General features: G+C 74.4%; 26 protein-coding genes and 1 pseudogene. 14 read left to right on the top strand and 13 right to left on the bottom strand.

The annotated features are described in order from the left end of the window. Nucleotides 1-25: 25 nt before the first annotated feature. Entirely contained in the window at nucleotides 26-1,597 is a 1,572-nt protein-coding gene (locus G9H72_RS09160; RefSeq protein ID WP_166170136.1) for a S8 family peptidase, read from the bottom strand. 145 nt (nucleotides 1,598-1,742) lie between these two features. Continuing rightward, nucleotides 1,743-3,569, bottom strand: coding sequence for a glycoside hydrolase family 15 protein (locus tag G9H72_RS09155; RefSeq protein ID WP_331272128.1), 1,827 nt, complete (start codon nucleotides 3,567-3,569; stop codon nucleotides 1,743-1,745). Between the two features lie 90 nt (nucleotides 3,570-3,659). Here G9H72_RS09155 and G9H72_RS09150 point away from each other — a divergent pair, with 90 nt between their 5' ends. Continuing rightward, nucleotides 3,660-4,436, top strand: coding sequence for an SIR2 family NAD-dependent protein deacylase (locus tag G9H72_RS09150; RefSeq protein WP_166170548.1), 777 nt, complete (start codon nucleotides 3,660-3,662; stop codon nucleotides 4,434-4,436). 58 nt (nucleotides 4,437-4,494) lie between these two features. Here the strand turns inward: G9H72_RS09150 and G9H72_RS22360 are convergent, their stop codons facing one another. Further along, nucleotides 4,495-4,623 (bottom strand): hypothetical protein, encoded by a 129-nt coding sequence (locus G9H72_RS22360; RefSeq protein WP_269205136.1) that lies wholly within the window; start codon nucleotides 4,621-4,623, stop codon nucleotides 4,495-4,497. A 119-nt stretch (nucleotides 4,624-4,742) separates the two neighbouring features. Then, a complete protein-coding gene (locus G9H72_RS09145; RefSeq protein ID WP_166170134.1) occupies nucleotides 4,743-5,537 on the bottom strand; it encodes an SURF1 family cytochrome oxidase biogenesis protein in 795 nt (264 codons plus the stop codon). 26 nt (nucleotides 5,538-5,563) lie between these two features. Here G9H72_RS09145 and moaA point away from each other — a divergent pair, with 26 nt between their 5' ends. From moaA to G9H72_RS09130, 3 genes are all read left to right on the top strand, one after another. Next, the gene (gene moaA / locus G9H72_RS09140; RefSeq protein WP_166170132.1) at nucleotides 5,564-6,556 is read left to right on the top strand and encodes a GTP 3',8-cyclase MoaA; all 993 of its coding nucleotides are present in this window, start codon (nucleotides 5,564-5,566) and stop codon (nucleotides 6,554-6,556) included. Between the two features lie 100 nt (nucleotides 6,557-6,656). After that, entirely contained in the window at nucleotides 6,657-7,217 is a 561-nt protein-coding gene (locus G9H72_RS09135; RefSeq protein ID WP_166170130.1) for a TetR/AcrR family transcriptional regulator, read from the top strand. Between the two features lie 58 nt (nucleotides 7,218-7,275). Continuing rightward, complete coding sequence (locus G9H72_RS09130; protein ID WP_331272127.1) at nucleotides 7,276-8,763, top strand: MFS transporter; 1,488 nt, start codon at nucleotides 7,276-7,278, stop codon at nucleotides 8,761-8,763. Nucleotides 8,764-8,910: 147 nt separating this feature from the next. On the opposite strand, the gene G9H72_RS09125 is transcribed toward G9H72_RS09130, so the two are convergent. Continuing rightward, nucleotides 8,911-9,240: a DUF3099 domain-containing protein gene (locus G9H72_RS09125; RefSeq protein ID WP_166170127.1), complete on the bottom strand. Its 330-nt coding sequence runs from the start codon at nucleotides 9,238-9,240 to the stop codon at nucleotides 8,911-8,913. 130 nt (nucleotides 9,241-9,370) lie between these two features. Here G9H72_RS09125 and fabG point away from each other — a divergent pair, with 130 nt between their 5' ends. From fabG to G9H72_RS09110, 3 genes are read left to right on the top strand one after another with little or no spacing between them, the layout of a single operon-like run. Beyond that, nucleotides 9,371-10,087, top strand: coding sequence for a 3-oxoacyl-ACP reductase FabG (gene fabG / locus G9H72_RS09120; protein WP_166170125.1), 717 nt, complete (start codon nucleotides 9,371-9,373; stop codon nucleotides 10,085-10,087). Nucleotides 10,088-10,145: 58 nt separating this feature from the next. Continuing rightward, the gene (fabI, locus tag G9H72_RS09115; RefSeq protein WP_166170123.1) at nucleotides 10,146-10,913 is read left to right on the top strand and encodes an enoyl-ACP reductase FabI; all 768 of its coding nucleotides are present in this window, start codon (nucleotides 10,146-10,148) and stop codon (nucleotides 10,911-10,913) included. Between the two features lie 48 nt (nucleotides 10,914-10,961). Then, entirely contained in the window at nucleotides 10,962-11,441 is a 480-nt protein-coding gene (locus G9H72_RS09110; protein WP_166170121.1) for a SixA phosphatase family protein, read from the top strand. A gap of 42 nt (nucleotides 11,442-11,483) precedes the next feature. Here G9H72_RS09110 and G9H72_RS09105 read toward each other — a convergent pair whose 3' ends face one another. The 3 genes from G9H72_RS09105 to glgC form a co-directional block, all read right to left on the bottom strand. Next, entirely contained in the window at nucleotides 11,484-11,771 is a 288-nt protein-coding gene (locus G9H72_RS09105) for a Dabb family protein (protein ID WP_166170119.1), read from the bottom strand. Between the two features lie 53 nt (nucleotides 11,772-11,824). Continuing rightward, nucleotides 11,825-13,030: a phosphoserine phosphatase SerB gene (gene serB, locus G9H72_RS09100; RefSeq protein WP_166170117.1), complete on the bottom strand. Its 1,206-nt coding sequence runs from the start codon at nucleotides 13,028-13,030 to the stop codon at nucleotides 11,825-11,827. A gap of 172 nt (nucleotides 13,031-13,202) precedes the next feature. Continuing rightward, on the bottom strand, nucleotides 13,203-14,450 hold the full coding sequence (gene glgC / locus G9H72_RS09095; RefSeq protein WP_166170544.1) for a glucose-1-phosphate adenylyltransferase: 1,248 nt from the start codon (nucleotides 14,448-14,450) through the stop codon (nucleotides 13,203-13,205). 80 nt (nucleotides 14,451-14,530) lie between these two features. Between glgC and glgA the strand changes: the two genes are divergently transcribed. Continuing rightward, the gene (gene glgA / locus G9H72_RS09090; RefSeq protein WP_166170115.1) at nucleotides 14,531-15,715 is read left to right on the top strand and encodes a glycogen synthase; all 1,185 of its coding nucleotides are present in this window, start codon (nucleotides 14,531-14,533) and stop codon (nucleotides 15,713-15,715) included. A gap of 16 nt (nucleotides 15,716-15,731) precedes the next feature. Here glgA and G9H72_RS09085 read toward each other — a convergent pair whose 3' ends face one another. Continuing rightward, nucleotides 15,732-16,502, bottom strand: coding sequence for a hypothetical protein (locus G9H72_RS09085; RefSeq protein WP_166170113.1), 771 nt, complete (start codon nucleotides 16,500-16,502; stop codon nucleotides 15,732-15,734). Nucleotides 16,503-16,561: 59 nt separating this feature from the next. On the opposite strand from G9H72_RS09085, the gene G9H72_RS09080 reads away from it, so the two are divergent. From G9H72_RS09080 to G9H72_RS09070, 3 genes are read left to right on the top strand one after another with little or no spacing between them, the layout of a single operon-like run. Then, a complete protein-coding gene (locus tag G9H72_RS09080; RefSeq protein ID WP_331272126.1) occupies nucleotides 16,562-17,419 on the top strand; it encodes an ABC transporter ATP-binding protein in 858 nt (285 codons plus the stop codon). 58 nt (nucleotides 17,420-17,477) lie between these two features. Further along, nucleotides 17,478-17,927: an NfeD family protein gene (locus G9H72_RS09075; protein WP_166170111.1), complete on the top strand. Its 450-nt coding sequence runs from the start codon at nucleotides 17,478-17,480 to the stop codon at nucleotides 17,925-17,927. Nucleotides 17,928-17,930: 3 nt separating this feature from the next. After that, nucleotides 17,931-18,824 (top strand): SPFH domain-containing protein, encoded by an 894-nt coding sequence (locus G9H72_RS09070; RefSeq protein WP_166170109.1) that lies wholly within the window; start codon nucleotides 17,931-17,933, stop codon nucleotides 18,822-18,824. A 21-nt stretch (nucleotides 18,825-18,845) separates the two neighbouring features. Here G9H72_RS09070 and G9H72_RS09065 read toward each other — a convergent pair whose 3' ends face one another. After that, nucleotides 18,846-19,403 carry a YbaK/EbsC family protein gene (locus G9H72_RS09065; RefSeq protein WP_166170107.1) on the bottom strand — a complete coding sequence of 186 codons (558 nt, stop codon included), beginning with the start codon at nucleotides 19,401-19,403 and terminating at the stop codon, nucleotides 18,846-18,848. A 41-nt stretch (nucleotides 19,404-19,444) separates the two neighbouring features. Between G9H72_RS09065 and fes the strand changes: the two genes are divergently transcribed. The 3 genes and pseudogenes from fes to G9H72_RS23395 form a co-directional block, all read left to right on the top strand. Beyond that, entirely contained in the window at nucleotides 19,445-20,713 is a 1,269-nt protein-coding gene (fes, locus tag G9H72_RS09060) for an enterochelin esterase (protein WP_166170105.1), read from the top strand. Nucleotides 20,714-20,751: 38 nt separating this feature from the next. Then, the gene (locus G9H72_RS09055; RefSeq protein WP_166170103.1) at nucleotides 20,752-21,774 is read left to right on the top strand and encodes an ABC transporter substrate-binding protein; all 1,023 of its coding nucleotides are present in this window, start codon (nucleotides 20,752-20,754) and stop codon (nucleotides 21,772-21,774) included. 176 nt (nucleotides 21,775-21,950) lie between these two features. Beyond that, a pseudogene (locus G9H72_RS23395) lies at nucleotides 21,951-22,262 on the top strand (GAF domain-containing protein); the annotation flags it as partial. A gap of 205 nt (nucleotides 22,263-22,467) precedes the next feature. Here G9H72_RS23395 and G9H72_RS09045 read toward each other — a convergent pair. From G9H72_RS09045 to G9H72_RS09035, 3 genes are all read right to left on the bottom strand, one after another. Then, entirely contained in the window at nucleotides 22,468-23,124 is a 657-nt protein-coding gene (locus G9H72_RS09045; RefSeq protein WP_166170101.1) for an isochorismatase family protein, read from the bottom strand. 67 nt (nucleotides 23,125-23,191) lie between these two features. Continuing rightward, nucleotides 23,192-24,820 (bottom strand): (2,3-dihydroxybenzoyl)adenylate synthase, encoded by a 1,629-nt coding sequence (locus tag G9H72_RS09040; protein WP_166170099.1) that lies wholly within the window; start codon nucleotides 24,818-24,820, stop codon nucleotides 23,192-23,194. Continuing rightward, a complete protein-coding gene (locus G9H72_RS09035; protein ID WP_166170540.1) occupies nucleotides 24,817-25,986 on the bottom strand; it encodes an isochorismate synthase in 1,170 nt (389 codons plus the stop codon). The genes G9H72_RS09040 and G9H72_RS09035 overlap by 4 nt, the downstream gene beginning before the upstream one ends. Nucleotides 25,987-26,001 lie beyond the last annotated feature (15 nt).

Below are 26,001 nucleotides of genomic sequence, written 5' to 3'. Positions count from 1 at the left end.
GTGCGGCTCGGACCGGGGCCGGGGCTCAGACGATGAGCGACCAGGTGTCCAGGTAGCCGGAGTCGGCGAAGGCGGCGTCCTGGATGCGCAGCTGCCACAGGCCGTTGATCGGCTGGTTGGCCACGGGCACGACGACGTCGAGGGCGAGGTCGTCCGCGCTGCCGCCGGCCCGGTCGTGCAGCACGTGGGCCTGGCCGTTGGGTGCGACGAGGCTCACCACGAGGTCGCCACGGTAGGTGTGCTTGACGGTGCCAGTCACGCGGACGCTGCTGGTGCTTCCGCTACGCCCGGCGACCGCGATGTTCGAGCTCACCGTCGCCAGGTCGACGATCGCGACATCGGTGCCGTTCGTGTACGTGACGGTCGCGGGCGGCGCAGGCGTGCCGCTGGCCGGTCGCTGGAGCAGCCGGTTCGGCGAGCCGGCACCGGGGTCGGAGACGGTGGGGACGGCGGCCGCCGTCAGGGCCGCTGCGACCTGGGCCGGGGTGGCGCCGGGGTTGCGCTGCAGGAGGAGGGCGGCGGCGCCGGCCACGTGCGGCGAGGCCATCGAGGTGCCGCTGATGGTGTTGGTCGCGGTGGCGGCCCCGATCCAGGCGGACGTGATGCGCTCGCCGGGGGCGAAGAGGTCGAGGCAGGTGCCGACGTTCGAGAAGGGCGCCCGGCTGTCGGCGACGTTGGTCGCACCCACGGTCAGCGCCTCGGGCGTCCGGGCCGGGCTGGTGTTGCAGGCGTTGGTGCTGCTGTTGCCGGCCGCGATCGCGTAGGTGATGCCGGAGGCGATGGAGCGGCGCACCGCCTCGTCGAGTGCGGCGGAGGCGCTGCCGCCGAGGCTCATGTTGGCGACAGCGGGCTTCACCGCGTTGGCGGTGACGTAGTCGACGCCGGCGATGACGCCTGCGGTGGTGCCGCTGCCCGCGCAGTTGAGCACACGGACCCCGACGAGCGAGGCCTTCTTCGCCACGCCGTACGCGCTGCCGCCGATCGTGCCGGCGACGTGGGTGCCGTGCCCGTTGCAGTCCTGGCCGTTGCGGCCGTCCCCGATGGCGTCGAAGCCGTTGACCGCCCGTCCGCCGAGGTCTGCGTGGTTGGTCTGGATGCCGGTGTCGATCACGTAGGCGCGGACGCCCGTGCCGTTCTCGGTGTAGGTGTAGGAGCTGTTGAGCGGGAGGGCCGGCTGGTCGATGCGGTCCAGGCCCCAGGCCGGGGTCGGCGACTGGGTGGCGGCGATGGAGAGCACCTGGTTCTGCTCCACGTAGTCGACCCGCGGGTCGGCGGCGAGCTCGGTGGCCGACCGCGCGTCCATGGTGGCCACGAAGCCGTCGACGGCGGCGGTGAAGGTGTCCTCCACCACGGCCTCGTAGTCGGACGCCACCTCCCTCACCTCCTCCTCCGTCTCGCTCGGCGGAGCCGCGCCCTCCTGCGCCAGGACGACGATGTAGCTGCCCTCGACCGCGTCCTCGGTGCCGGCGTTGACCACGACGCCCTCGGGCCGCTCGGCGGCGCTCGCCGCGCCGGGGGCTGCGGCGAGGGCGGCCACGCCGATGCCCGCGCTGACAACCGCTGTGAGCCAGGTCCGGGCCGCGTACTGCTTCGACATCTCGAGCTCCTCGGGATTCGCCGGTGGGTACTGCTGACGAGGAGGACGCTAGGAGCTTCCGCCGCATCCGACTGTTCCGCGGGAGACGCTCGGACCGTCAGTCCTTGAACACTCGGCAGCAGGTCCCGGGCGGCCGGTGGTGAGGCTAGGCCTCCCCGCGCTCGGCCTCGTCGACAGCGCATGCCGCGTTGACGAGAGCGAGGTAGCTCAACGCCTGAGGGAGATTGCCGAGAAGGCTGCCGTCGCGCGGGTCGATCATCTCGCTGAGGAGCCCCGGCCCGTCCGTGAGCGCGAGCACGTCGTCCATCAGCCTCCTGGCGTCCTCGAGCCGGCCCGTGAAGGCCAGTGCCTCCACCGCCCAGAACGAACAGGCCAGGAAGGCGCCTTCCTCTTCTTGCATTCCGGAATAGCGGTGCAGCAATGGGCCGGTGCCGAGCTCTTCCCGGACCGCGTCGATCGTCGCGGCCATGCGCGGGCCGCGGTCGAAGCCGAAGCGCGCTCCCAGCAGGACGCCCGCGTCCAGCTCGTCGGTGCCCGCGTGCAGGGTGTAGGCCTGGCGGCGCTCGGACCAGCAGTGCTCGGCGACCCAGTCGCGGGCCCGCCCGGCCTCGGCCCGCCACCGGCCCGGGTTGCCGGGCAGGTGGCCGGAGTCGGCCAGCCGGGACGCCCGGTCGAGCGCCTGCCAGCAGCTCATCTTCGACAGCGTGAAGTGCTGCTCGTCGTGCAGCTCCCACATCCCGGCGTCGCGGCGCTGCCAGTCGTCGCAGCAGCGGTCGGCGAGGTCCGCCAGCAGCCGGGCGGTGCGCATGTCCAGCACGTGGCCCTCCTGCACGCACAGGAAGACGGTCTGGAACAGGTCGCCGTAGGGCCCGAGCTGCAGCTGCCCGGCCGCGTCGTTGCCGTCGACCACCGGTGCGCTCCGTCGGTAGCCCGGCGCGTCACGCCGCCTGCTGCCGGCGGGCAGCTCCCCGTCGAGGGTGTAGAAGGGCTGCAGGCTGGGGCCGTGCCGCTCCACCGTCGCGAGCAGCCACGAGACGGCGGCGTGCACCTCCTCGTGGAGCCCCAGCCGGACGAAGGCGTCGAGCGTGTACGCCGTGTCCCGCACCCAGGTGTAGCGGTAGTCCCAGTTCTTGCCGCCCTCGAGCCGCTCGGGCAGGGACGTCGTGGCCGCCGCGGCGATCGCGCCGGTGGGGGAGTAGAGCAGCAGCTTGAGGGCGAGTGCCGCCCGGCGTACGGCCTTCTCCCACGAGCCGGACCAGGACAGCGTGTCCGACCAGTCCTGCCAGCCGCGGATCGTGCGCTCGATCCGTGCGTCCAGCTGCTCGGCGTCGGGCAGGTAGAGCGGCTCGCCGGACGTCGCGACCACGGCCAGCAGGCTGCGCGAGCCGGGGGACGTGACGAACGAGCCGCGGACCGAGCGGCCGGTGACCTCGTGCCCCTGCTCCCCGCTGAACCGCACGCCCATGGTCGTGTCGTCCAGCGCGAGCAGCGCCCCCGACGCGGTCTCCTCGGCCCAAGGGGCGAGCACGCCCAGCGCGGTGCCCGGCGCGACGTCCCACGCGAGCTCCACCGAGCCGTCCAGGCCCTCGACCCGGCGGACCAGCTCGGACCACGGCAGCCGGCCCGCCACGCCGGTGTTCAGCGAGTCGGTGACCCGGACGCGTCCGGAGGGGGTCGTGAACTCGGTGGCGACGACGTTCGTGTCCCCCACGTAGCCACGCTCGGCAGTGAACGGCTCGACCGGGCGCAGCGCGACACGCCCGCCGTCCTCCGGGTCCAGCAGGGCGGCGAACGCCGGGACGCCGTGCAGGTCGGGCACGGCCCACCAGTCGATCGAGCCGTCCCGTGCGATCAGCGCCACCGAGCGGCCGTCGCCGATCCCCGCGTAGTCGGCGAGAGGGGCGAAGCCGTCTTCCCGCGTCGGGCGCTCGTCGGCGTGCGCGCCCGCTGGTTCCTCCGGAGACACGGTCACGACGGGGCATCCTTCCCGGCCGCGCGGCTGGGGGCACCTCGAAGGAGCCTCTCGTGCGCGCTGGCGATGCGGCACGTACCGTCGCCCGTGATGGAGGCGCAGGACGGCATCGAGGACGCGGCGGGGCTGGTGGCCGCCGCGGGACGGATCGCAGTGCTCACCGGCGCGGGTATATCCACCGAGTCGGGGATCCCGGACTTCCGTGGCCCGAACGGCATCTGGACACGGGACCCGTCGGCCGTGCGGATGCTCGACATCGACGAGTACGTCGCCGACCCCGAGTTGCGCCGGCGCGCGTGGGCGCTGCGCCGTGACAACGCCGGCTGGGCCGCCCAGCCCAACGCGGGGCACCTCGCGCTCGTGGAGCTCGAGCGGCAGGGGCGCCTGGTGTCCCTCGCCACGCAGAACATCGACGGCCTGCACCAGCGTGCCGGCAGCTCACCGGGCCTCGTCCTCGAGCTGCACGGGACCATGTGGGAAGCCGAGTGCCTGAGCTGCCACCGGCACGTCCCCATGGCGGAGGTGCTGGCGCGCGTCGAGGCCGGTGAGGAGGACCCCGCCTGCCTCGTCTGCGGCGGCGTGCTGAAGTCGGCGACCGTGAGCTTCGGCCAGTCGCTCGACGAGCAGGTGCTGGCCCGCGCCTTCGCCGCCGCGCGCTCCTGCGACCTCTTCCTGGCCATCGGCACGACGCTGCAGGTCCTGCCCGCCGCCTCGCTGCCGGGGGCGGCGCAGGCCGCGGGCGCGGCCCTCGTCGTCGTCAACCAGGGGGAGACCGCGTACGACGACACCGCCGACGCGATCGTGCACGCGCCGATCGGGCAGGCGCTGCCCGCGCTGGTGATGCCGGCAGCCAACGCGGAAGGCTGACCGGGCTCCACGCCGCTGCGGCCCTGCGCCTGCGCCACCCCGGCGTGCCCGGCCCGCCTCAGTCGTCCTCGCCGGGCTCCCCGTCGCCGGGCGACCCGACGCGCACCCGGCCGGGCACGTGCACGTGCTCGCCGGCGTGGCGTTCCTGCTCGGCGGTCCGTCGCGGTAGCTCTCCCACTGCGCTCACCTCCTCGTGAGGCTAGGAGGGGCTGTGTCCCTCGTCACGTACATCAGGGAACCGCCGGCCCCGCCGCTGGAGCGGGAGGACGCGCCGGAACCACGCGTCCGGTCTACCGCGCGATGCGGTCAGCCGACGGCCGCTGTGCTCGGCGTCGGAGCGCTGCCGTTCCCGCCGGCCTGAGCGGCCTCGCGGGTGTCCCGCCGCAGCAGCACGAACCAGCCGACCAGGGCGACGCCGATGAACACGAACCACTGGAAGGCGTAGGCGAGGTTGATGCCGACGTCGGCCTCGGGCAGGTCGAGGGCGGCGGGCACCTCGGCCGGCGCGGGCGTCTCCGCCGTCCGCTGGACGTACCCGGCGTACGCCTGGGCGAGCGACAGCTGCGGGACCAGGCGGGCCGGGTCGATGCGGGTGACGGTCGGGTAGTCGCCCACCTGCTCGAGCTTGGACTGCCGCTCGTTCGAGGGCTCCGCGGGGCGGATCTGCCCCACGACGGTCACGGTGCCGGTCGGCGGCGCGGGCACCTTCGGGCTCGTCGTCGCGCTCGCACCGGCCGGGACGAACCCGCGGTCGACGAGGAGGGCCGGCCCGTCGGCCGGCTGCAGCGGGACCAGGACGTGGAAGCCGCGCTCGCCGTCCTGGCTGCGGTTGCGCACCAGGACGGTGTCGTCCGTGCGGTAGGTGCCGGTCAGCGTCACCTGTCGCCACTGCACGCTCTTGGCAGGCCCGGCGTCGACGGACAGCAGCTCGCCGGCCGGGACGGGCTCGGCGCGGGAGGCCGCGGTGATGGCGTCGTTCGCGTCCCACTTGCCCTCGGCGCGGTGCCATTGCCACATGCCCAGCCGCGCGAAGACCAGGCAGGCGACGACGATGACCGCGCTCAGCCCGAGCCAGCGCGGCTGCCGGAGGGTGCGCAGCACCCTTCGACGGTACCTAGGCTGGGGGCATGCTCTCGGATCGGTACGGGCGGGTCGCGACCTCGCTGCGCGTCTCCCTGACCGACCGCTGCAACCTGCGGTGCACGTACTGCATGCCGGCCGAGGGCCTGGACTGGCTGGCGAAGCCGCACCTGCTCACCGACGACGAGGTCGTGCGGGTCGTGACGGTCGCGGTCGGACTCGGCGTCCGCGACGTCCGGCTGACCGGCGGCGAGCCCCTGCTGCGCCGGGGGATCGTCGGCCTGGTCGAGCGGCTGTCGACGCTCACCCCGCGGCCCGCCCTCTCCCTGACCAGCAACGGCATCGGCCTGGAGCGCCTGGCCGGGCCGCTAGCCGCCGCCGGGCTGGACCGGGTCAACGTCTCGCTGGACACCCTCGACCCGGCCCGCTTCCGCGCCATCACGCACCGGGACCGGCTGGACGACGTGCTCAGCGGCCTGGCGTCGGCTGCCGCGGCGGGGCTGGCGCCGGTCAAGGTCAACGCGGTCCTGCTGCGCGGGGTCAACGACGACGAGGCGGCCTCCCTCACCCGCTGGGCCCTGGGAGCCGGCTACGAGCCGCGCTTCATCGAGCAGATGCCGCTCGACGCCCAGCACGCGTGGGACCGCGCCCAGATGGTCACCGCCGAGGAGATCCTCGGCCTGCTGCGCGCCGAGCTCGACCTCGAGCCCGACCCCGCCCATCGGGGGAGCGCGCCCGCCGAGCGGTGGCAGGTCTACGAGAACGGCCGACTGCTCGGGCCGGTCGGCGTCGTCGGCTCGGTCACCCGCCCGTTCTGCGGCGCGTGCGACCGCATCCGGCTCACCGCGGACGGCCAGATCCGCAACTGCCTGTTCTCCCGGGGGGAGGTCGACCTGCGCGGCCCGCTGCGCTCGGGGTGCGACGACGCCGCCCTCGCCGCTCTGCTGCGGGGCGCCACGCAGGCCAAGCTGGCCGGGCACGGCATCGACGAGCCGGGCTTCCTCCAGCCGCCGCGTCCGATGTCCGCCATCGGCGGCTGACGCTCCGGGCGCCCGATCGTGGGAGGTCTTCGACGGAGTGGTGTACGGAACCGTACCGTTCTGTGTACGGAACCGTTCCGTACACAGGAACGGGGGCCGCGTGACGGCGACGACCGAGACGAGCCGTGAGGCGGAGCTGTGCCGAGCCGCCCTCGACCTGCTCGTCGACGTCGGCTACGAGGCGCTGACGATGGACGCGCTCGCGAAGCGGGCGCGCGCCAGCAAGGCGACCATCTACCGCCGCTGGGCCGGCAAGGCCGAGCTGATCGTCGACGCGCTGGCGCACGAGCACCGGCCGGAGGAGGTGCCCGACACGGGCACGCTCCGCGGCGACCTGCTGGCCCTCCTCGGAGCGTTCGCCGCCGGCGACCGGGCTCCGGAGATCTTCGCCGCGGTCGCGCACGCCGTCCGCACCGACCCGCGCATGTGCGAGGCGGTGCAGCAGCGGCTGGCCGAGCCGCACCGCCGGACCAGCGCGCGCGTCGTCGAGCGTGCGGTCGAGCGCGGTGAGCTCGGGCCCGGCGCCTCCGGCGTCCGGCTCTTCCACGACCTGGGCCCGTCCCTCGTCCTCGCCCGGCTGACCGCCGGCCAGCCGGTGGACGAGGCGTTCTGCGCCGAGGTCGTCGACACCGTGCTGCTGCCGGTCCTCCGCTCCGCCTGACCGGCGGTGGGCGCTCCCCGCCCATCGCCCCACCTGCACCTGTGAACCGAGGTAGACCGTGTCTTATCCCGCTGCGACAAGCCCGGCCGCTGCCCAGGCCGCGCCGCCCGACCCGCGCCGCTGGTGGGCGCTGGCCGTCATCGCGCTCGCCCAGCTCATGGTCGTGCTCGACGGCACCATCGTGAACATCGCCCTGCCGGACGCGCAGCGCGAGCTCGGCATCTCCGACGTCGACCGGCAGTGGGTCGTCACGGCGTACGCCCTCGCCTTCGGCGGCCTGCTGCTGCTCGGCGGCCGCATCGCCGACTACTGGGGCCGCAAGCGCACCTTCATCGTCGGCATGGCCGGGTTCGCCATCGCCTCGGCGGTCGGCGGGCTGGCGCAGAGCGGCGTCGAGCTGTACGCCGCGCGCGCCCTGCAGGGCGTCTTCGGCGCGCTGCTCGCCCCGGCCTCGCTCGCGCTGCTGACAGTGGCCTTCACCGAGGGCAAGGAGCGGGCCAAGGCGTTCGGCGTCTACGGCGCGATCGCCGGCGGCGGCGCTGCCATCGGCCTGGTCCTCGGCGGCGTGCTCACCGAGTACGCCGACTGGCGCTGGTGCCTGCTCGTCAACATCCCGGTCGCAGCGATCGCCGTCACCGCCGCCGTCCCGCTGGTCTCCGAGAGCAAGGCGCACGGCGACACCCGCTACGACGTCCCCGGCGCCGTCGTCGTCAGCGCCGGGCTCGTCGCGCTGGTCTACGGCTTCACCAAGGCCGGCGAGGAGGCCTACGGCTGGAGCTCGGCCGTGTCCCTGGGCTTCATCGCGGCGGGCGTCGTCCTGCTGGCCGGCTTCGTGCTCATCGAGCGGCGCAGCAACCACCCGCTGCTCCCGCTGCGGATCCCGCTGCACCCCTCGCGCGGCGGCACGTACATCGCCTCGCTGCTCGCCGGCGCGGGACTGCTCGGGGCGCTGCTCTTCCTGACGTTCTACTTCCAGATCGTGCTGGGCTACAGCCCGATCAGGTCCGGTGTCGCCTCGCTGCCGCTGACCGCCGCGGTGCTGGCGACCGCCGCGTTCGCCACCGGGATGATGACGCGGACCGGGCCGAAGCCGCTCATGGTGGCCGGTGGGCTGGTGGCCGGCAGCGGCATGGCGGTCCTGTCGCAGATCGGGGTCGACACCGCGTACGCCACGCACGTGCTGCCGGGCCTGATCCTCATCGGCATGGGGCTCGGCCTGCTCTTCGTGCCGCTCTCGAACGTCGCCCTGGTCGGCGTCGAGGAGCACGACGCGGGGGCCGCGAGCGCCCTCGTCAACGCCACGCAGCAGGTGGGTGGCGCGGTGGGCACCGCGCTGCTGAGCTCGTTCTACTCCAGCTCGGTCACCGGCTACCTGGAGAGCCGCACCCCGAGCCCGGAACTGCAGTTCGAGGCCTTCGTGCACGGCTACAGCACGGCCTTCTGGTGGGGCGCGGGGATCCTGGCGCTGGCTGCGGTGGTCGTCCTGGCGCTGGTGCGGGTGGCCAAGAGCGAGCTGCCGACGGACGCGGTCGTCCACGTCGGCTGAGGCGCCTCGCACGCCCGGCAAGAGGGGTCCTGCGGCCCCCGGGGGCGATGCCGGGCTGCCACGGGGGAGGCCGCCCGGCACCGCACCACACGCTCCGACGGGGGTGCGAAGCGCGTGAGGAAAGTGAAGCACCAACCGGCGTCGAGGTCAGCCCTCCGAACGCCCCTTCTCCAGTGGTGCTGCCGTACCAGCCGAGAGGGCACGCCGCTCCGGCCGCAGGATCGTGCCGGGCAGGTCACGCACCGTCTCCCGGCCGGCATTGGCGAGGACGACAGCGAGGTAGGGCAGCGCGACCGCTCCGGCGACGAACGCCCAGCGGAGCCACCCGTCGGTCACGACCGCGAGCAGGAAGCAGACCGTGCGGATCCCCATGGAGATCGCGTAGCGCCGCGCCCGGCCGCCCTGGTCCTCCTGGAGGCCGCGCGCCGCGCCGGTGATCTGATAGACCGGCTCCGTACGCCGGCTTGCGCCTGCCACGTCGTCAACGCTACGTCGCCGTGGCGCCGTTGGCACCCCGGAGCCGCGCCCGTCTGCCTCGGGGCACCGCCCGCCCGGTAGGGTCCGGGCCGCGGCGGAGAGCCGAGCGACGCCACGACGAGGGAGAACGATGAGCCGGTCCGTGCTGGTCACCGGGGGCAACCGCGGGATCGGGCTGTCCGTCGTCCGCTCGTTCGTGGAGTCCGGGGACACCGTGACGGCGACGTACCGGTCCGGCGAGCCGCCGGCCGACGCGCCCGCCGGGGTCACGTGGGTGCGCTGCGACGTGACCAGCAGCGCGGACGTGGACGCCGCCTTCGCGGCCGCGGAGCAGGTGGCCGGCCCGGTCGAGGTGGCCGTGGCCAACGCCGGCGTCACCCGCGACCAGCTGGTCATGCGCATGCCCGACGAGGACTTCAGCGACGTGCTGGACACCAACCTCACCGGCGCCTTCCGGGTGGCGCGCCGGGCCACGAAGGGCATGCTCCGCCTGCGCCGCGGCCGCATCGTGCTCGTCGGCTCGGTCGTCGCGCTCACCGGCAGCGCGGGGCAGGTCAACTACGCCTCGTCCAAGGCCGGCCTCGTCGGCCTCGCCCGGTCGCTCGCCCGCGAGGTCGGCTCGCGCGGGATCACGGTCAACGTCGTCGCCCCCGGCTTCGTGGAGACGGACATGACCGCGGTGCTCGGCGAGGCCCGGCGGGCCGAGATCCTCGGCTCGGTCCCGCTCGGCCGCCTCGCCACCCCCGACGAGGTGGCCGGCGTGGTCGGGTTCCTCGCCGGGCCCGCCGGTGCGTACGTCACGGGCGCGGTGCTGCCGGTGGACGGCGGCCTCGGCATGGGCCACTGACGGGCTCGGCGCGTCCGAGCCGTCCAGTCAACGCAAGACACCAGAAGGAGCGTTCGCTGTGGGAATCCTCGAGGGCAAGCGCCTTCTCGTCACCGGCGTGCTGGTCGAGAGCTCCATCGCCTTCTCGGTGGCGCGCATCGCGCAGGAGGAGGGTGCCCAGGTCGTCCTGTCCTCGTTCGGCAAGGCGCTGCGCCTGACCGGGGCGATCTCCGGCCGGCTGCCGCAGAAGGCCCCGGTCGTCGAGCTCGACGTGACCGACAGCGGGCACCTGGACACCCTCGCCGACCGGCTGCGCGAGCACGTCGACGGGCTGGACGGGGTCGTCCACGCGATCGGCTTCGCCCCCCAGGCGGCGCTCGGCGGCAACTTCCTCAACACCTCCTGGGACGACGTCTCGGTCGCCCTGCACACCTCGGCGTACTCCCTGAAGTCGCTCACGATGGCCTGCAAGCCGCTGTTCGGTGAGCGCGCCTCGGTCGTCGGCCTCGACTTCGACGCCACCGTGGCGTGGCCGCAGTACGACTGGATGGGCGTCGCCAAGGCCGCCTTCGAGTCGACCGCCCGCTACCTGGCGCGTGACCTGGGCAAGGAGGGCGTGCGCGTCAACCTGGTGTCCGCCGGCCCGCTCGGCACCACCGCGGCCAAGCACATCCCCGGGTTCGACCAGCTGACCGACGTGTGGAACGACCGCGCGCCGCTCGGCTGGGACGTCACGGACATGGAGCCCGCCGCCCGGGCGGTCGCGGCGCTGCTGTCGGACTGGTTCCCCGCCACGACCGGCGAGATCGTCCACGTCGACGGCGGGGTCCACGCCATCGGGGCGTGATCCACCCCGGGTCGTCACCCGGCGGCGCGCTGGTGGCAGGCTGACGTCATGCCCACCCTCGTCGTCGTGCGCCACGCCAAGGCCGACCGTCCTATCGCGGTGGAGGACTTCGGCCGCCCGCTGCTGCCCCGGGGCCGGGAGGACGCGAAGGCCGCGGGGGAGTGGCTGGCCGGCGCTGTCGGCAAGCCCGGCCTGATCGTCTCCTCGCCCGCCCGCCGGACGGCGGAGACGGTCGAGGGGCTGATCAGCCCGTACGGCACCGACGTGCCCCCGATCGTCTACGAGGAGAGCCTCTACGAGGCCTCGCTGGGCGACATGCTGCGCGTGGTGCGCGGCCTCGACGACGACGCGGGCCTGACCGTCCTCGTCGGGCACAACCCCTCCGTGAGCGAGCTGGTCTCGGAGCTGACCGGGCAGCCGACCGAGCTGCGCACGACGGGGATCGCGGTCATCGAGGTCCCCTCCGCGTGGGCCGACACGCCGTCGTCCTCGTGCCGGCTCGTGCGGGCGGAGACGCCGCGCGCCTGAAGCCCAGTTCGCGCTTCGTGGTTCGGTGTTCTGCGCTGCGCCTCAGAAGGCGAACTGCGCCCGCGCGACCTGCTCCGAGACGACGGCGAAGCACTCGCGGCGCAGCCGGTTGTGCTCCTCGTCCAGGTCGTACCTGCGGTAGGCGTCGGCGTCGGCGAAGTCGGCGGTGATGACGTAGTCCCAGTTGCCCTCGCGCAGCCCGGCGTCCCGGCCGGCCGTGACCGAGAGCATCCCGTCCACCTGCAGCCGCCGGATGCCGTCGAGCCCCTCCTCGAGCACGGCCGGGTCGGCACCGGCTCGCAGCTTCCCGAGCACGACGTTGCGGATCACCCGGGCTCCTGGGGCGTCGACGGTGGGTACGGCCGGTCGAGCCTAGCCGCTGGTCAGACGGCGGACGCGGCCGCGTCGAGGGCGTCGGCCTCCTCGACCTCCTCGCGCGGGATGCCGAGCAGGTAGAGGACCGCGTCGAGGTACGGCACGGTGACCGCCGTGTCCGCCGCCGCCCGGACCACCGGCTTGGCGTTGAAGGCGACGCCGAGGCCGGCGCGCGCCAGCATGTCGAGGTCGTTGGCCCCGTCCCCGATCGCGACGGTCTGCTCCAGCGGCACGTCGCACTCGCGGGCGAACCGCTCCAGCGCGGTGGCCTTGCCCGCCCGGTCGACGACGTCGCCGACGATCCGGCCGGTCAGGCGGCCGTCGACGACCTCGAGGGTGTTGGCGGCGGCGAAGTCGAGGCCGAGCTCGGCGGCGAGCGGGTCGACGACCTGGGTGAAGCCGCCGCTCACCACCGCGACCCGGTGGTCGAGGCGCTTGAGGGTGCGGACGAGCGTGCGCGCGCCGGGCGTGAGGCGCACGGCGGCGCGCACCTCGCCGAACACCGACTCGGGCAGCCCCTCCAACAGAGCCACCCGGGCGTGCAGCGAGGCGGCGAAGTCCAGCTCGCCGCGCATGGCGGCCTCGGTGACCTTCGCGACCTCGGCCTCCGCCCCGGCGTGCTCGGCGAGCATCTCGATGACCTCACCCTGGATGAGGGTCGAGTCGACGTCCATGACGACCAGCCGCTTGCCGCGCCGGTGCAGCCCGACCCGCTGCACGGCGACGTCGACGCGCTGGTTGGCGGCCTCGCGGGCGAGGACGGTCCGCAGCCGGAGCGGGTCGGACCCGGAGACCTCCAGCTCGACCGCGGTCACCGGGTAGCGGGCGATGCGCTTGATCCGGTCGATGTTGGCGCCGCTGTCGGCGATGCGGCCCGTGATGGCCGAGAGCGCGGCCGGGACCAGCGGCTGCCCGAGGACCGTGACCAGGCTGCGCGAGCCCAGCGCCTCTGGCGCCTCGTCGGCTCCCGCCGAGACGACGGCCTCCATGCCGAGCTCGGTGGCCACGGCCTCCACCGCGGTGGTGATCGCCGAGGCCTGCGCGGCGCCCGGGGCCTCGAGGAGCGCGCCGAGCAGCAGCCGCCCGCGGATCACGACCTGCTCGACGTCCAGCACGGCCACGTCCGCGGCGGCGAGGCCGGCGAAGAGCCGGGACGTCACGCCGGGGCGGTCCGTGCCGGTGAGGGTGACGAGCAACGTACGAGGCGCGGGCACGGGCGGCAGGCTACCGGCGCCACGGCGCGACCGGGCCCGGGCCACCCCAGCGTCCGGCCCCTCCGCTCCCGGGCGCCGGGAGGTCGAGCCCGGCCACCGTCCCAGGGCCGGGTCGGGGCACCACCGGGCGCGGGGCCGAGGCCGCCCCGCGGCGCCCCCCGCCGGCCAGGTGTCAGGGCGTGACGCGCTGCCCCTTGCCGACGACGACGATGCCGGACTCGGACACCGTGTAGCCGCGGGCACGGTCGTACTCGTGGTCGATCCCCAGCTGCGCGCCCGGCGCGACGACCACGCCCTTGTCGAGGATGGCCCGGCGTACGTCCGCTCCACGCTCCACGACGACGTCGTCCATCACCACCGAGGCCGACACGTTGGCGCCGCTGCGCACCTGGACGCGGGGGAAGATCACCGAGTCCGAGACGCACGAGCCGGAGATGATCGCGCCGGGGGAGACCATGGACCCGCGCGCCTGGCCCTCCTGGCCCTCGTCGCCGCGCACGATCTTCGCCGCGGGCATCGGGTCGTAGATCGAGAGGATCGGCCAGTCGTAGTTGTACATGTTGAAGACCGGGTGGACCGAGATCAGGTCCATGTTCGCGTCGTAGAACGAGTCCAGCGTCCCGACGTCCCGCCAGTAGGCGTGGTCCCGCTCGGTCGAGCCGGGGACGACGTTCTGGGTGAAGTCGTAGACCTGCGCGTCGCCCTTGTCCACGAACATCGGGACCAGGTTGCCGCCGACGTCGTGCTTGCTCTCCGGGGTCATGGCGTCCCGGGTCACCGCGTCGACGAGCGCCCGCGTGGTGAAGATGTAGTTGCCCATGGAGGCGTAGACCTGGTCGGGGGCGTCCTGCAGCCCGACCGCGTCCTTCGGCTTCTCCCGGAACCGGGAGATGCGCCGCCCCGCGTCCGGGCCCTCGGTCTCGGTCTCGATCACCCCGAACTGGTCGGCCTGCGACAGCGGCTGGCGGACGGCCGCGATCGTCAGGCCGACGCCGGACTCGATGTGCTGCTGGAGCATCTGCCGCGGGTCCATGCGGTAGATGTGGTCCGCGCCGAAGACGATGACGTACTTGGGCCGCTCGTCGTCGATCAGGTTGAGGTTCTGGTAGATCGCGTCGGCGCTGCCGGCGAACCAGCGCGGGCCGAGCCGCTGCTGCGCGGGGACCGGCGTCACGTAGTTGCCGAGCAGCGTGGACATGCGCCAGGTCTGGGTGATGTGACGGTCCAGACTGTGGCTCTTGTACTGCGTCAGCACCACGATCTTGAGGAACCCGCCGTTCACGAGGTTCGACAGCACGAAGTCGATCAGGCGGTAATTGCCGCCGAAGGGAACAGCGGGTTTTGCACGGTCGGCGGTGAGCGGCATGAGCCGCTTGCCTTCCCCGCCGGCCAGCACGATCGCGAGGACGTCAGCCATGATCCGCACGCTACCCCTCTGGAGGTGACCTCAGTCACCTTGCCCCTCTTGCTCGTCCGCGTCGAGGGTCTAACCTCCCTCCCGTGCGCGCCGATCTGCTGACCCGTGAGTACCCGCCCGAGGTCTACGGAGGTGCCGGCGTCCACGTCGAGTACCTCTCGGCCGCCCTGAGACGTGCGGGGACCGATCTGCGCGTCAGGTGTTTCGGCGCCGGTCGGGAGGAGGAGGGCGTCACCGCGTACGACGACTCCGCCGTCCTGCCCGGCGCGAACGCCGCGCTGCGCACGATGGCCGTGGACCTCGCGATCGCCAACGACTGCGCGGGCGCGCAGCTGGTGCACAGCCACACCTGGTACGCGAACTTCGCCGGGCACGTGGCGTCGCTGCTGCACGGCATCCCGCACGTGGCGACGACGCACAGCCTCGAGCCCGACCGGCCGTGGAAGGCCGAGCAGCTCGGCGGTGGGTACGCCCTCTCCTCCTGGGTGGAGAAGACGGCGCTGGAGTCGGCGGCCGCGGTGATCTCGGTGAGCGAAGGAATGCGGGCCGACGTGCTGCGGGCCTATCCGGCGCTCGACCCCGACCGCGTGCAGGTCGTTTATAACGGAATCGATACGGAGTTGTACGCGCCGGACGCGGGCACGGACGTGCTCGAGCGGCTCGGCATCTCCACCGAGCGCCCGTACATCGTCTTTGTCGGCCGCATAACCCGGCAGAAGGGGCTGCCATATCTGCTCCGCGCTGCCGAACGGCTCGACCGCGACGTGCAGGTGGTGCTGCTGGCCGGCGCCCCGGACACCAACGAGATCGCCGCCGAGGTCGAGACCCTTGTCGGCGAGCTGAAGCGGGAGCGCTCCGGTGTGGTCTGGGTGCAGGAGATGCTGCCCCGGCCGCAGGTGATCCAGGTCCTGACACACGCAACGGTCTTCGTGTGCCCGTCGATCTACGAGCCGATGGGCATCGTCAACCTGGAGGCGATGGCCTGCGAGACGGCGGTCGTGGCGACCGCCACCGGCGGCATCCCCGAGGTGGTGGCGGACGGTGAGTGCGGCACGCTGGTGCCGATCTCCCAGGTCCCCGACGGCTCGGGCACGCCGACCGACCCCGGCCGGTTCGTGGGCGACCTGGCCGCCGCCATCCAGGCGCTGGTCGAGGACCCCGCCTTGGCGCGGGCCATGGGCCAGGCGGGCCGGAAGCGTGCCGTCGAGCACTTCTCCTGGGACTCGATCGCCCAGCGCACGCTGGAGGTCTACCGGTCGGTGCTGTAGCCGGGGCGGCCCGCCGTCAGCCCGTCGGCTCCAGCGGGGAGTTGACGGCCGCGGCGACCGCCCGCCGCCCAGCCGCCGCCAGTCGGCCGAGGGCGGCGCTGCGCATGCCGATCTGGCCGGCGCTCACCGCCGCGCCGGGCTCCTCGCCGGCGAGGCGGGCGATGGCCGCGACCCGGGAGGCGGTCGCGAGAACGCGCCGCGCCCGCTGCGAGTAGCCCGGGCCGAGCGGGTCGGCCTGGCCGTTGCCGCGCAGCTGGGCCAGCGCCTCGGCCAGCTCCGGGCGCCAGCGCGCCACGTCCAGGCGCACCAGCTCCTCGGTCGCCTCCCGCAGCGCGACGGTCAGCTCCGCGTCCGCCTCCCGCAGCGAGGGGGCCGAGCCGAAGGGCACCGGCCGGGCGGGCTGCGCGTGCCAGCGGACGAGAGTTCCGCTCGACCCGAGCGCGAGCACCTCCGGCACGAGGCCGTGTGCCGTGCCGTCCGGGCTGCCCGCGCTGACCACGGCTTCGCCGGCCTCGACGGCGGCGGCGGTGAAGGCCGGCGGCCCGGCGAGCCCGCGCGGGTCGCCGGGGACCGGCAGCGCGAGCGTCAGGCCGGTCGCCCGCTCGACCCGCAGCAGGCCGAGGGCGAGGGCGAGGCCGACCTCCCCGTCGGCTCCGGGCAGGCCGAGGACGACGTGGCGGGTGTCCTCGCCGACGACCGCGTCGACCGCGTCGTCGGGGCTGACCTCCCCACGCAGGACGGCGCCGCCCCAGGCGGCCAGGCGGGCGGAGCGCGGCAGTTCCAGCACGGCGTCACAGCGTAGGAGGGGCCGCCGGGCGGCGCGCAGCCGTGGGTAAGGTGCGCGGCGTGACGGATCGGCTGCCTGCCCGCGACGACCATGCCTTCGAGGACGGCCTCGAGGACGGCCTCGAGGACGGCCGCGAGGACGTGCTGCGGCTGTCCGGCGTCACGGTGGTCCGGGAGGGCAACCCGATCCTGGACTCGGTCGACTGGCGGGTGCGCGAGGGGGAGCGCTGGGTCGTCCTCGGGCCGAACGGCGCCGGCAAGACGACGATGCTGCAGGTCGCCGGCGCCCTCGTCCACCCGACGCGGGGCACCGTCGAGATCCTCGGCGAGACGCTCGGCGCGGTCGACGTCTTCGAGCTGCGCCCCCGCATCGGGCTGGCCAGCGCCGCGCTCGCCTCCCGGCTGCCCGCCGACGAGCGCGTCCGTGACGTCGTGCTCACCGCGTCCTACGCGGTCGTCGGGCGCTGGCGCGAGGCCTACGACCGGGTCGACGAGACCCGGGCGGCAGCCCTCCTGTCGGCCATGGGCGCGGCCCACCTGGCCGACCGGCGGTTCGGCACCTTGAGCGAGGGCGAGCGCAAGCGCGTGCAGATCGCCCGCGCGCTGATGAGCGACCCGGAGCTCATGCTCCTCGACGAGCCGGCCGCGGGCCTCGACCTCGGCGGCAGGGAGGACCTGGTGCGCCGGCTCTCCGCCCTCGCCGCCGACCCTGCCGCCCCGGCCCTGGTGCTGGTGACGCACCACGTCGAGGAGGTCCCGCCGGGCTTCACCCACGCCATGCTCATGCGCGCGGGGGGCGTCGTGGTCGCCGGGCCGGTCGAGGAGGTCCTCACGGCCGAGCCGCTCTCGGACGCCTTCGGCCTGCGGCTGCACGTCGACCACATCGACGGCCGCTGGAGCGCGCGCGCCGCGAGCTGACCCGTTGGCTCCCCGTCCACCGGTCGAGAATCGGGCGAACCGCGCATAAGCTCTGTCAATGGGATGGCTGGGTGAGCACGCGTGGGCGGCATGGCTCGCCGTCGCGCTGCTGCTTGTCGCGGTCGAGACGCTGACGCTGGACCTGGTCGCGCTCATGCTGGCGGCCGGCGCGGCTGCCGCCGCAGCGGCCGCGGCAGCCGGCGCCCCCGGTGCCGTCCAGGTCCTGGTCGCGTGCGTCAGTGCCCTCGCGATGCTGCTCGTCGTCCGCCCGGTGGCCCTGCGCCACCTGCGGCCCTCCTCGCTCACCCGCACCGGCATCGAGGCGCTGGTCGGGCAGCAGGCCGTGGTCCTGGAGCGTACGGACGGCCGCGGCGGGCGCATCAAGCTCGCCGGAGAGGTCTGGTCCGCCCGGTCGTACGACCCCGCCCTCGTCCTCGAGCCCGGCCAGACGGTGGACGTCATGGCCGTCGAGGGCGCCACCGCAGTCGTCTACGGAACGGGAGCCTGACCCATGGTCGGCCTGATCGTCCTCGCCGTCGTCGCACTCGCGGCGTTGCTGGTGCTCTACCGCTCGGTACGGATCGTCCCCCAGGCGCGGGCCGGCGTCGTGGAGCGGCTGGGGCGCTTCCACCGGACGCTCGGGCCCGGGCTCGCGCTCGTCGTGCCGTTCGTCGACCGGGTGCGGCCGCTGATCGACCTGCGCGAGCAGGTCGTGTCGTTCCCGCCCCAGCCCGTCATCACCGAGGACAACCTCGTCGTCGGGATCGACACCGTCATCTACTTCCAGGTGACCGACCCGAAGGCCGCGAGCTACGAGATCGCCAACTACATCCAGGGCGTCGAGCAGCTGACCGTGACGACGCTGCGCAACGTGGTCGGCGGGATGAACCTCGAGGCGACGCTCACCTCGCGCGACCAGATCAACGGCCAGCTGCGCGGCGTGCTCGACGAGGCGACGGGCCGCTGGGGCATCCGGGTCAACCGGGTGGAGCTCAAGGGGATCGACCCGCCGAGCAGCATCCAGGACTCGATGGAGAAGCAGATGCGGGCCGAGCGCGACCGGCGCGCGGCGATCCTGCAGGCCGAGGGACAGAAGCAGGCCGCGATCCTCACGGCAGAGGGCGCCAAGCAGTCGGCCGTCCTGCGGGCGGAGGGCGAGGCGCGGGCCGCGGTGCTGCGCGCCGAGGGCGAGGCGCGGGCGATCTCGCAGGTGTTCGAGGCCATCCATGCCGGGGACCCGGACGAGAAGCTGCTGGCCTACCAGTACCTCCAGGTGCTCCCGAAGATCGCCGAGGGCAGCTCAAACAAGGTGTGGATCGTGCCCAGTGAGCTGGGCGAGGCGCTCAAGGGGATCGGTGGCGCGCTCGGCGGGCAGCTCGACGGCCGAACGCGGACTCCTGACTGACGGTTCGCAGGCCGCGAGCCCTCAGGCGACCGGGCGCCCCAGGCCCTCGACCACCTCGGCCCCGGGCAGGGCAGCGAGTGCCGCACCCGGAAGCCAGAGCTTGGAGCCACGTATCCCGCTTCCGACGACGACGCGGGGCGACGACGCGACCGCCACGTCCACATAGATCGCCCAGCCTGCGGGCAGGCCGACGGGCGTGATGCCGCCGTACTCCATGCCGGTCAGCGAGACCGCGGCGTCCATCGGGGCGAAGGAGGCCTTGCGGACCCCGAGCCGCTTGCGGGCCACGCCGTTGACATCGGCCCGGGTCGTGGCCAGCACCATGCAGGCGGCGAAGCGCTCCTCGCCCTCCCGCTTGCCGCTGACGACCACGCAGTTGGCCGACTCCTCGAGGCCGACCCCGTAGCGCGCGCAGAACTCGGCCGTGTCCGCGGCCGCTGCGTCGATCTCGGCGACGACCACGTCCTCCACAGGGAACGACGGGGACCAGGCCGATACCGCCGCGGCCACCGGTGCGGCGAGCAGGTCGGTGCGCTCGTGCGCGGGGAAGAAGGTCAACGCGTCTGCCACGGGGCGCATTGTGCTGGGTACGCTTCCCCGCCGCGGCGGAGGGAGGGGCCATGAGCGACCGCAGCGTCGGGCTGCCCGCGGGGAGCACGCCGCCGCGCCTCCCGCGGCCCTGGCCCGCCCCCGTCTGCGCCGGGCCGCGCATCGCCACCCTGCGCCGCGAGCTCGCACACGACCCGGACGCGGTCGAGCGGCTCTGGGCGGAGGCCGCCGAGCAGGGCACGCCGTTGATCGGCGCCGTCGACGCCGCCGGCTACTGCGTCGTGACGTTCCTCTGGCGCGGGGACGCGGGACGGGTCCTGCTGCTGGCCAACAAGCTCACCGACCGCAGCCGGCTCGAGCAGAGCCTCATGGAGCGGGTGCCGGGCACGGACCTGTGGCACCTGTCGTACCGGCTGCCCGCGACGTGGCGGGGGAGCTACGTCTTCGTGCCCGGGCCCGACGGGGACGCCGCCGCGCTGCGGGCCCTGGCGGCGGGGCGTGGCGTACCGGACCCGCTGAACGGGCGAATCCTGCTTCAGCCGCCGGGGGTCGGTGCGCGGTCGGTCGCGGAGCTGCCGGACGCGCCCGCCCAGCCGTACCTGCGCGCGCGGCCGGGCGTGCGCCGCGGCAGCGTGACGCGGCACGAGGTGGCGAGCGCGGCGTACGGGCCGGCGCGGGCGGTGTGGGCGTACACGCCGGCGGGGCATCGCGCGGGCGGGGGGCCGTACCCGCTGCTGGTCCTGCTCGACGGGGAGATGTGGCTCGAGCGGCTCTCGATCGTCCCGACCCTGGACAACCTGGTGGCCGAGGGGCTGGTCCCGCCGCTCGTCGCGGTGCTGCCCGAAGCCGGGAGCAGGCAGGAGCGGTTCCGGGACCTGTCCTGCTCCGAGGGCTTCGCGCAGTTCCTCGCGCGCGAGCTGGCGCCGTGGGCCACCGCCGAGCTGGCAGCGACGGCGGACCCCGCGCTCACCGTGGTCGCGGGGCAGAGCCTCGGGGGGCTGGCCGCGGCGCACGCGGCGCTGCACGCCCCGGAGCGCCTCGGCGCGGTCCTGGCCCAGTCCGGCTCGTGGTGGTGGCCCAACGACCCGCTGCCCGGGCCCGAGGCGGTCACGCGGCACGTGCTGCGCGCCGAGCCGGTGCCGGTGCGCTTCTTCCTGGAGAACGGCACCGACGAGTGGGTCAGCCTGGAGCCGGCGCGCCGCCTGCGCGACGCGCTCGCCGCGCGGGGGTACGCGCTGGACTACCGCGAGTTCGCCGGCGGGCACGACCAGGCCTGCTGGCGGGGCGGGATCGCCGAAGGGCTGACGACGCTGCTGAGCACAGCAGGTAGGTCAGGATAGGTAAGGCATCCCTAACCTGTCGGCTACGCTGTGCCCCCATGTTGGCCTCGCGCTTCTCCCGCCTGCTGCTGGGCGCCGCCCTCGCCGCCCTCGCCGTCACCGGCTGCTCGTCCGGGAACGACGCCGACAACGCGTCGACCGGGTCGTCGACCCCCACGGGGGGCACCCGCACGATCACGGACGCGTCCGGCGCCCGGGTGGAGGTCCCGGCGCGGCCGTCCCGCGTCGTCGCCCTGAGCGAGCCCACACTGGACGGGGCGCTGGCCCTCGGGGTGACCCCGGTGGGCACGACGAACGGGCGCGGTCAGAGCAGCGTGCCGAACTACCTGGGGGCGCAGGCGAAGGCCATCCCCGTCGTCGCCGGCATCGGCTCCCCGGACCTGGAGAAGATCGCGGCGCTGCAGCCCGACCTGATCCTGGTCGACGGAACGACCTCCTCCGACGAGTCCGTCATCGGCAAGCTGCGCGGCATCGCGCCCACGGTCTTCGTCAGCGAGGGCGGCCAGGACTGGAAGGCCGCCTTCGCCGCCGAGGCCGAGGCCCTCGGCCGCGCCGCGGAGGGAGAGAAGGTCCTGGCCGACTACGAGACCCGGGTCGAGCAGGTGAAGGCCGCGCTCGGCCCGAACGCCGGGGCGAGCGTGAGCATCGTGCGCTGGTCCGGCCAGCCCCAGGTCCTCATGAAGGAGCTGCTGCCCGGCAAGGTCGTGGCCGACCTCGGGCTGACCCGCCCGGCCTCCCAGGACATGGACGGCCCCGGCCACTCGGTGCCGATCAGCTTGGAGAACCTGCAGGACATCGACGCCGACTGGGTCTTCTTCGGCACCCTCGGCGGCGGCGGCGCCGGCCCGGGCGGGGGCGCCAGCCAGACCGGCACGGGCGCGGAGGCGAGCGCCAAGGCCCTGGTGCAGGCGGGGCAGACGCCCGGCTTCTCCGACTTGGAGGCCTACGCGGCGCACCGGATCGTGCCCGTCGACGGCTCGGCGTGGATGAGCGCCGGTGGCCCGCTCGCCGCCACGACGATCCTGGACACCGTGCAGCAGACGCTGGCGTCGGGGGCCTGAGCGGGGCGTGAGGCGCCCTCGGGCCCTTCCCCGGGGATCCGGAGGGGGCGGCGTGACCGAGCCGAGCGCGGGCGCGCTGCTCGCCGAGCTGGGCCGGGTCGCGGCCGCGCTGGGCCCGGCGGTGCACCCGGTCGGCGCCCGGGCGTCTCGCTGGCGTTGCTCAGCGAGACGAGCGCGAGCTGGTCTACACGACCGCTTCCGGGGCCGGCGAGGACGAGGTCACCGGCAGGCGGCTGCCCTCCGGCAGAGGCATCGCTGGCTGGGTGGTCATGGCCGGGCAGCCGGTGGCCGTGGGGGACCTGCGGGCGGACGCCCGGTTCGCGCGGGACGTCGCCGAGGGGACGGGGTACGTGCCGCGCGCGATGCTCGCCGTGCCCGTCGTCGACGACGACCGCGTCCTCGGGGGCCTCACGGTGCTCGACCGCGACGAGTCCCGCCCCGGGGCCGAGGGCGACCTGGAACTGCTCACGGCCCTCGCCGAGCAGGCGGCCCTCGCCCTGCGGGCCGAGCGTGAGCTCGCGGGCCTCGGCCGCGTGCTCCCCACCGCCGTCGCGCGAGCCGCGTCGGCCGCAGGCGAGGAGGCGGGAAGCCTGACGGCCGCGGCGGAGCGGGCCGCCGCCGAGCTGCCGCCGCCGGACGCGGGCCTCCCGCCCTTCTCGCCCGCCTGGCCGGAGCCCACGGGCGGCCTGTGGCTCAGCGCCCGGCCACCGCGGTGCTCGCGGTCAGCTCCTCCAGCACCCGGGCGGCGGGGAGGACGACCGCGCAGCGCTGGGCGGCGTACTCGAGGGCGTGGCGGTGGTGCTCCGCGGAGAAGTCGGCCAGCGCGTCGGCCACGACGAACGCCTGGACGTCGCGCATGAACGCCTCGTTGGCCGTGGCGAGGCAGCCGATGTGGGCGTACACCCCGGTGATGACGAGCTGGTCACGCCCGGTCTCGGCGAGCAGCTCGGCCAGCCGGGTGCGCTGGAACGCGCTGTAGCGCCACTTGGTCATCAGCACGTCCCCGGGCTCGGGGGCCAGCGCGTCGACGATCTGCGAGCCCTCGTCGCCGGGGATGCCGTCGCCCCAGAAGTCCTGCTGCAGGCCACGCTGCTCGCGCGTCTGGCCGCCGGGCTGCGCGCTGTAGACGACCGGCATGCCGAGCGCGCGCGCCCCGGCGGCGAGGGCGCGGATGTGCGAGACCGCATCGGTCAGCGGGGACGTGCCGGGCTCGAACGCGGCGAGGAAGTAGCGCTGCATGTCGTGCACGAGCAGCACGGCGCGGCGGGGGTCGGGGCGCCAGTCGACGCGGTTCTGGGGGAGAGAGCCGAGCGCGGGGAGCGGGTAGGGCGCGATGCGCGGCAGCGCCATGGCAGGCCTCTTTCAGGAGACGGCAGAAGAAGGATTGGCTGAAGCGCGCTTGTGGGAAGCGCGCGAGTCACCGACGGAGGGAGGCGGCGAGCGCCTCGCGCAGCTCCTTGCGGCTGACCTTGCCCACGCCGGTGTGGGCGAAGGCGTCGACGAACTTCACGAGGTCGGGCACCTTGTACGCCGCCAGCCCGCGCTCGCGCAGGAACTTCTTCAGCTCCAGGGCCGTCGGCGCGGAGCCGCGGGGCACGACGACGGCGCAGCTGCGCTCGCCCAGGTAGGCGTCCGGCACGGCCACCACCGCGGCGTCGTGCACCGCGGGGTGCGCGAGCAGGTGGTTCTCGATCTCTTCGGCGGCGATCTTCTCCCCGCCGCGGTTGATCTGGTCCTTGTCCCGACCGGTGACCACGAGGTAGCCCTCGGGAGTGACCCGGACGAGGTCGCCGGTGCGGTAGAAGCCGTCGACGGTGAAGGCCGTGCGGTTGTGCTCCTCCGCCCGGTAGTAGCCGCGGATCGTGTACGGCCCCCGCGTCAGCAGATGCCCCACCTCGCCGGGCGGCACGTCCTCGCCCGCGTCGTCGACCACCCTGATCTCGTCGTCGGGGGAGATGGGCCGGCCCTGGGTGGTGAGCACGATCGTGTCCGGGTCGTCGAGCCGCGTGTAGTTGACCAGCCCCTCGGCCATGCCGAAGACCTGCTGCAGCCCGCACCCCAGGGTCGGGGTGACCCGGCGGGCCACCTCCTCGCTGAGCTTCGAGCCGCCCACCTGCAGCACCCGCAGGCTCGACAGGTCGTGCCCCAGTGCCGGCGCGGAGTCGAGCCAGACCAGCGCCAGCGGCGGCACGACGGCGGTGATGGTGACCCGCTCGCGCTCGATCAGCCCGAGCGCGGTCGCCGGGCTCGGGTCGGGCGCGAGGACGACCGTGCCCCCGGCGTACAGCGTGCCGAGGGCGCCGGGGGAGCTCAGCGGGAAGTTGTGCGCCACCGGAAGGGCCGCGAGGTAGACGCTCGACTCGTCCAGCGCGCAGATCTCGGCGCTGGCCCGGACGCTGTAGAGGTAGTCGTCGTGCGTGCGCGGGATGAGCTTCGGCACACCCGTGCTGCCGCCGGACAGCTGCAGGAAGGCGACGTCGGACGGGGCGGGCGCCGGCAGCGGGCGCGCCTCGGCGCGCACGTCCTCGAGCGCCGTGAAGTCGCCGGGGGCGTCACCGACGACGATCACGTGCCGCAGAGTCGGCGCCGCCGCCCTCGCCTCGCCGGCGAGGCCGCGGTAGTCGAATCCGCCGTGCCGGCCCGGGACGACGTAGGCGACGGCCTCGGTGAACGAGCAGAAGTACGTGATCTCGTTGCTGCGGTGGGCCGGCAGCGCGAACACCGGCAGCGCGCCGACGCGCCACAGCCCGAAGACGACCTCGAAGAACTCGGCCACGTTGGGCAGCTGCAGGACGACGCGGTCGCGCGGGCGGATGCCCAGCCGGTGCAGGCCGGCCGCGACCTGGTCGGCCCGCTCGTCCAGCTCGGCGTACGTCCACCGCCGGTCGCCGTCGACGACGGCCACCCGGTCGCCGTGCCGTGCGGCCAGGTCGCGCAGCATGCTGCCGAACGTCTCGCCGGTCCAGTAGCCGGAAGCCCGGTAGCGCTCGGCGAACTCCACCGGCCAGGGGACGTAGCCGGGCAGTTGGCCGGGGCCGGTGCTCATGCCACGCCGTCCAGGCCGAGCGCCTGCAGGAACGTGCCGAGCTTGGCGGTGGTCTCCGCGAGCTCGTCCTCCGGCCGGGAGCCGGGCACGATGCCCGCCCCGGCGTACAGGCGAACACGGCTTCCGCTGACCTCGCCGCACCGGATGGTGACGACCCACTCGCCGTCGCCGTCGGCGTCGCACCAGCCGACCGCTCCGGAGTAGAACCCGCGGTCGAACGGCTCCACCTCGGCGATGAGGCCGCGCGCCGCGTCGACGGGGGTGCCGCAGACGGCCGGGGTCGGGTGCAGGGCGAGGGCCAGGTCGAGGGACGTGGTCTCGCGGCTCGTGAGCTGCCCGGTGATCCCGCTGCCGAGGTGCCACATGGTGGCGGTCTGCACCAGCGACGGGCCCGTCACCGACACCGAACGGCACAGCGGGCGCAGGCCCTCGACGACGGCCTCGATGACGACCGCGTGCTCGCGCAGGTTCTTGGCCGAGCGCAGCAGCTCCTGCCCGCGCCGCAGGTCCTCCTCGGGGTCCGGGCTGCGCGGGACCGAGCCGGCGAGCGGGTTCGCACGGGCCGTGCCGTCGGTGCGGGACACGAGCAGCTCCGGGCTGGCCCCCACCAGGGTGCGGGCCCCGCCGAGGTCGTCGGCGGGCAGCTCGACCGCGAAGGCGTAGCCGTGCGGGTCGCGCGCCGCGAGCCGGGTGAGCAGCGCGTGCACGTCGACGGGGCGGGCGGTGCGCACGTCCAGGGCACGCGCCAGCACGACCTTCGCCACGTCGCCGGCTGCCATCCGCTCCAGGGCCGCCGCGACCCCCGCCGCGTAGCGCTCGGGCTCGGGGACCGGGCGCACCACCACCTCGCCGGCGGCCGGCGGCGGGAGGGCCGGGGCGGGGGCGGGGGCTGCGAGCGGCGCCCCCCAGGTGACCTGCTCGGGGACGGTCAGGGCAGCACCGCGGCCCGGTGCGAAGGGCACCGCGCCGACGACGATCCCCGGGCCGCCGGCGAGCACCGCGTCGGCGAGCAGCAGCCGGACGGCGTCGCCGAGCCGGCTCGACGCCGTCCCGTCGGGCAGGCGGGCGACGACGCCCTCGGCGAGGAGGGTGTGCCGCGGCGAGGCGAAGAACGCCGACGCTCCCGGCACGTAGCCGGCGAGCGCGTGCTGCGCCGGCAGGGGCATGGCGGGTGTCTCCAG

Origin of the sequence: Motilibacter aurantiacus (assembly GCF_011250645.1) — a bacterium.
In the GTDB taxonomy this organism is placed as follows: Bacteria; Actinomycetota; Actinomycetes; order Motilibacterales; family Motilibacteraceae; genus Motilibacter_A; species Motilibacter_A aurantiacus.
Note: the sequence above shows the minus strand (reverse complement) of the source record. Positions and strands in the feature narration are given on the sequence as shown.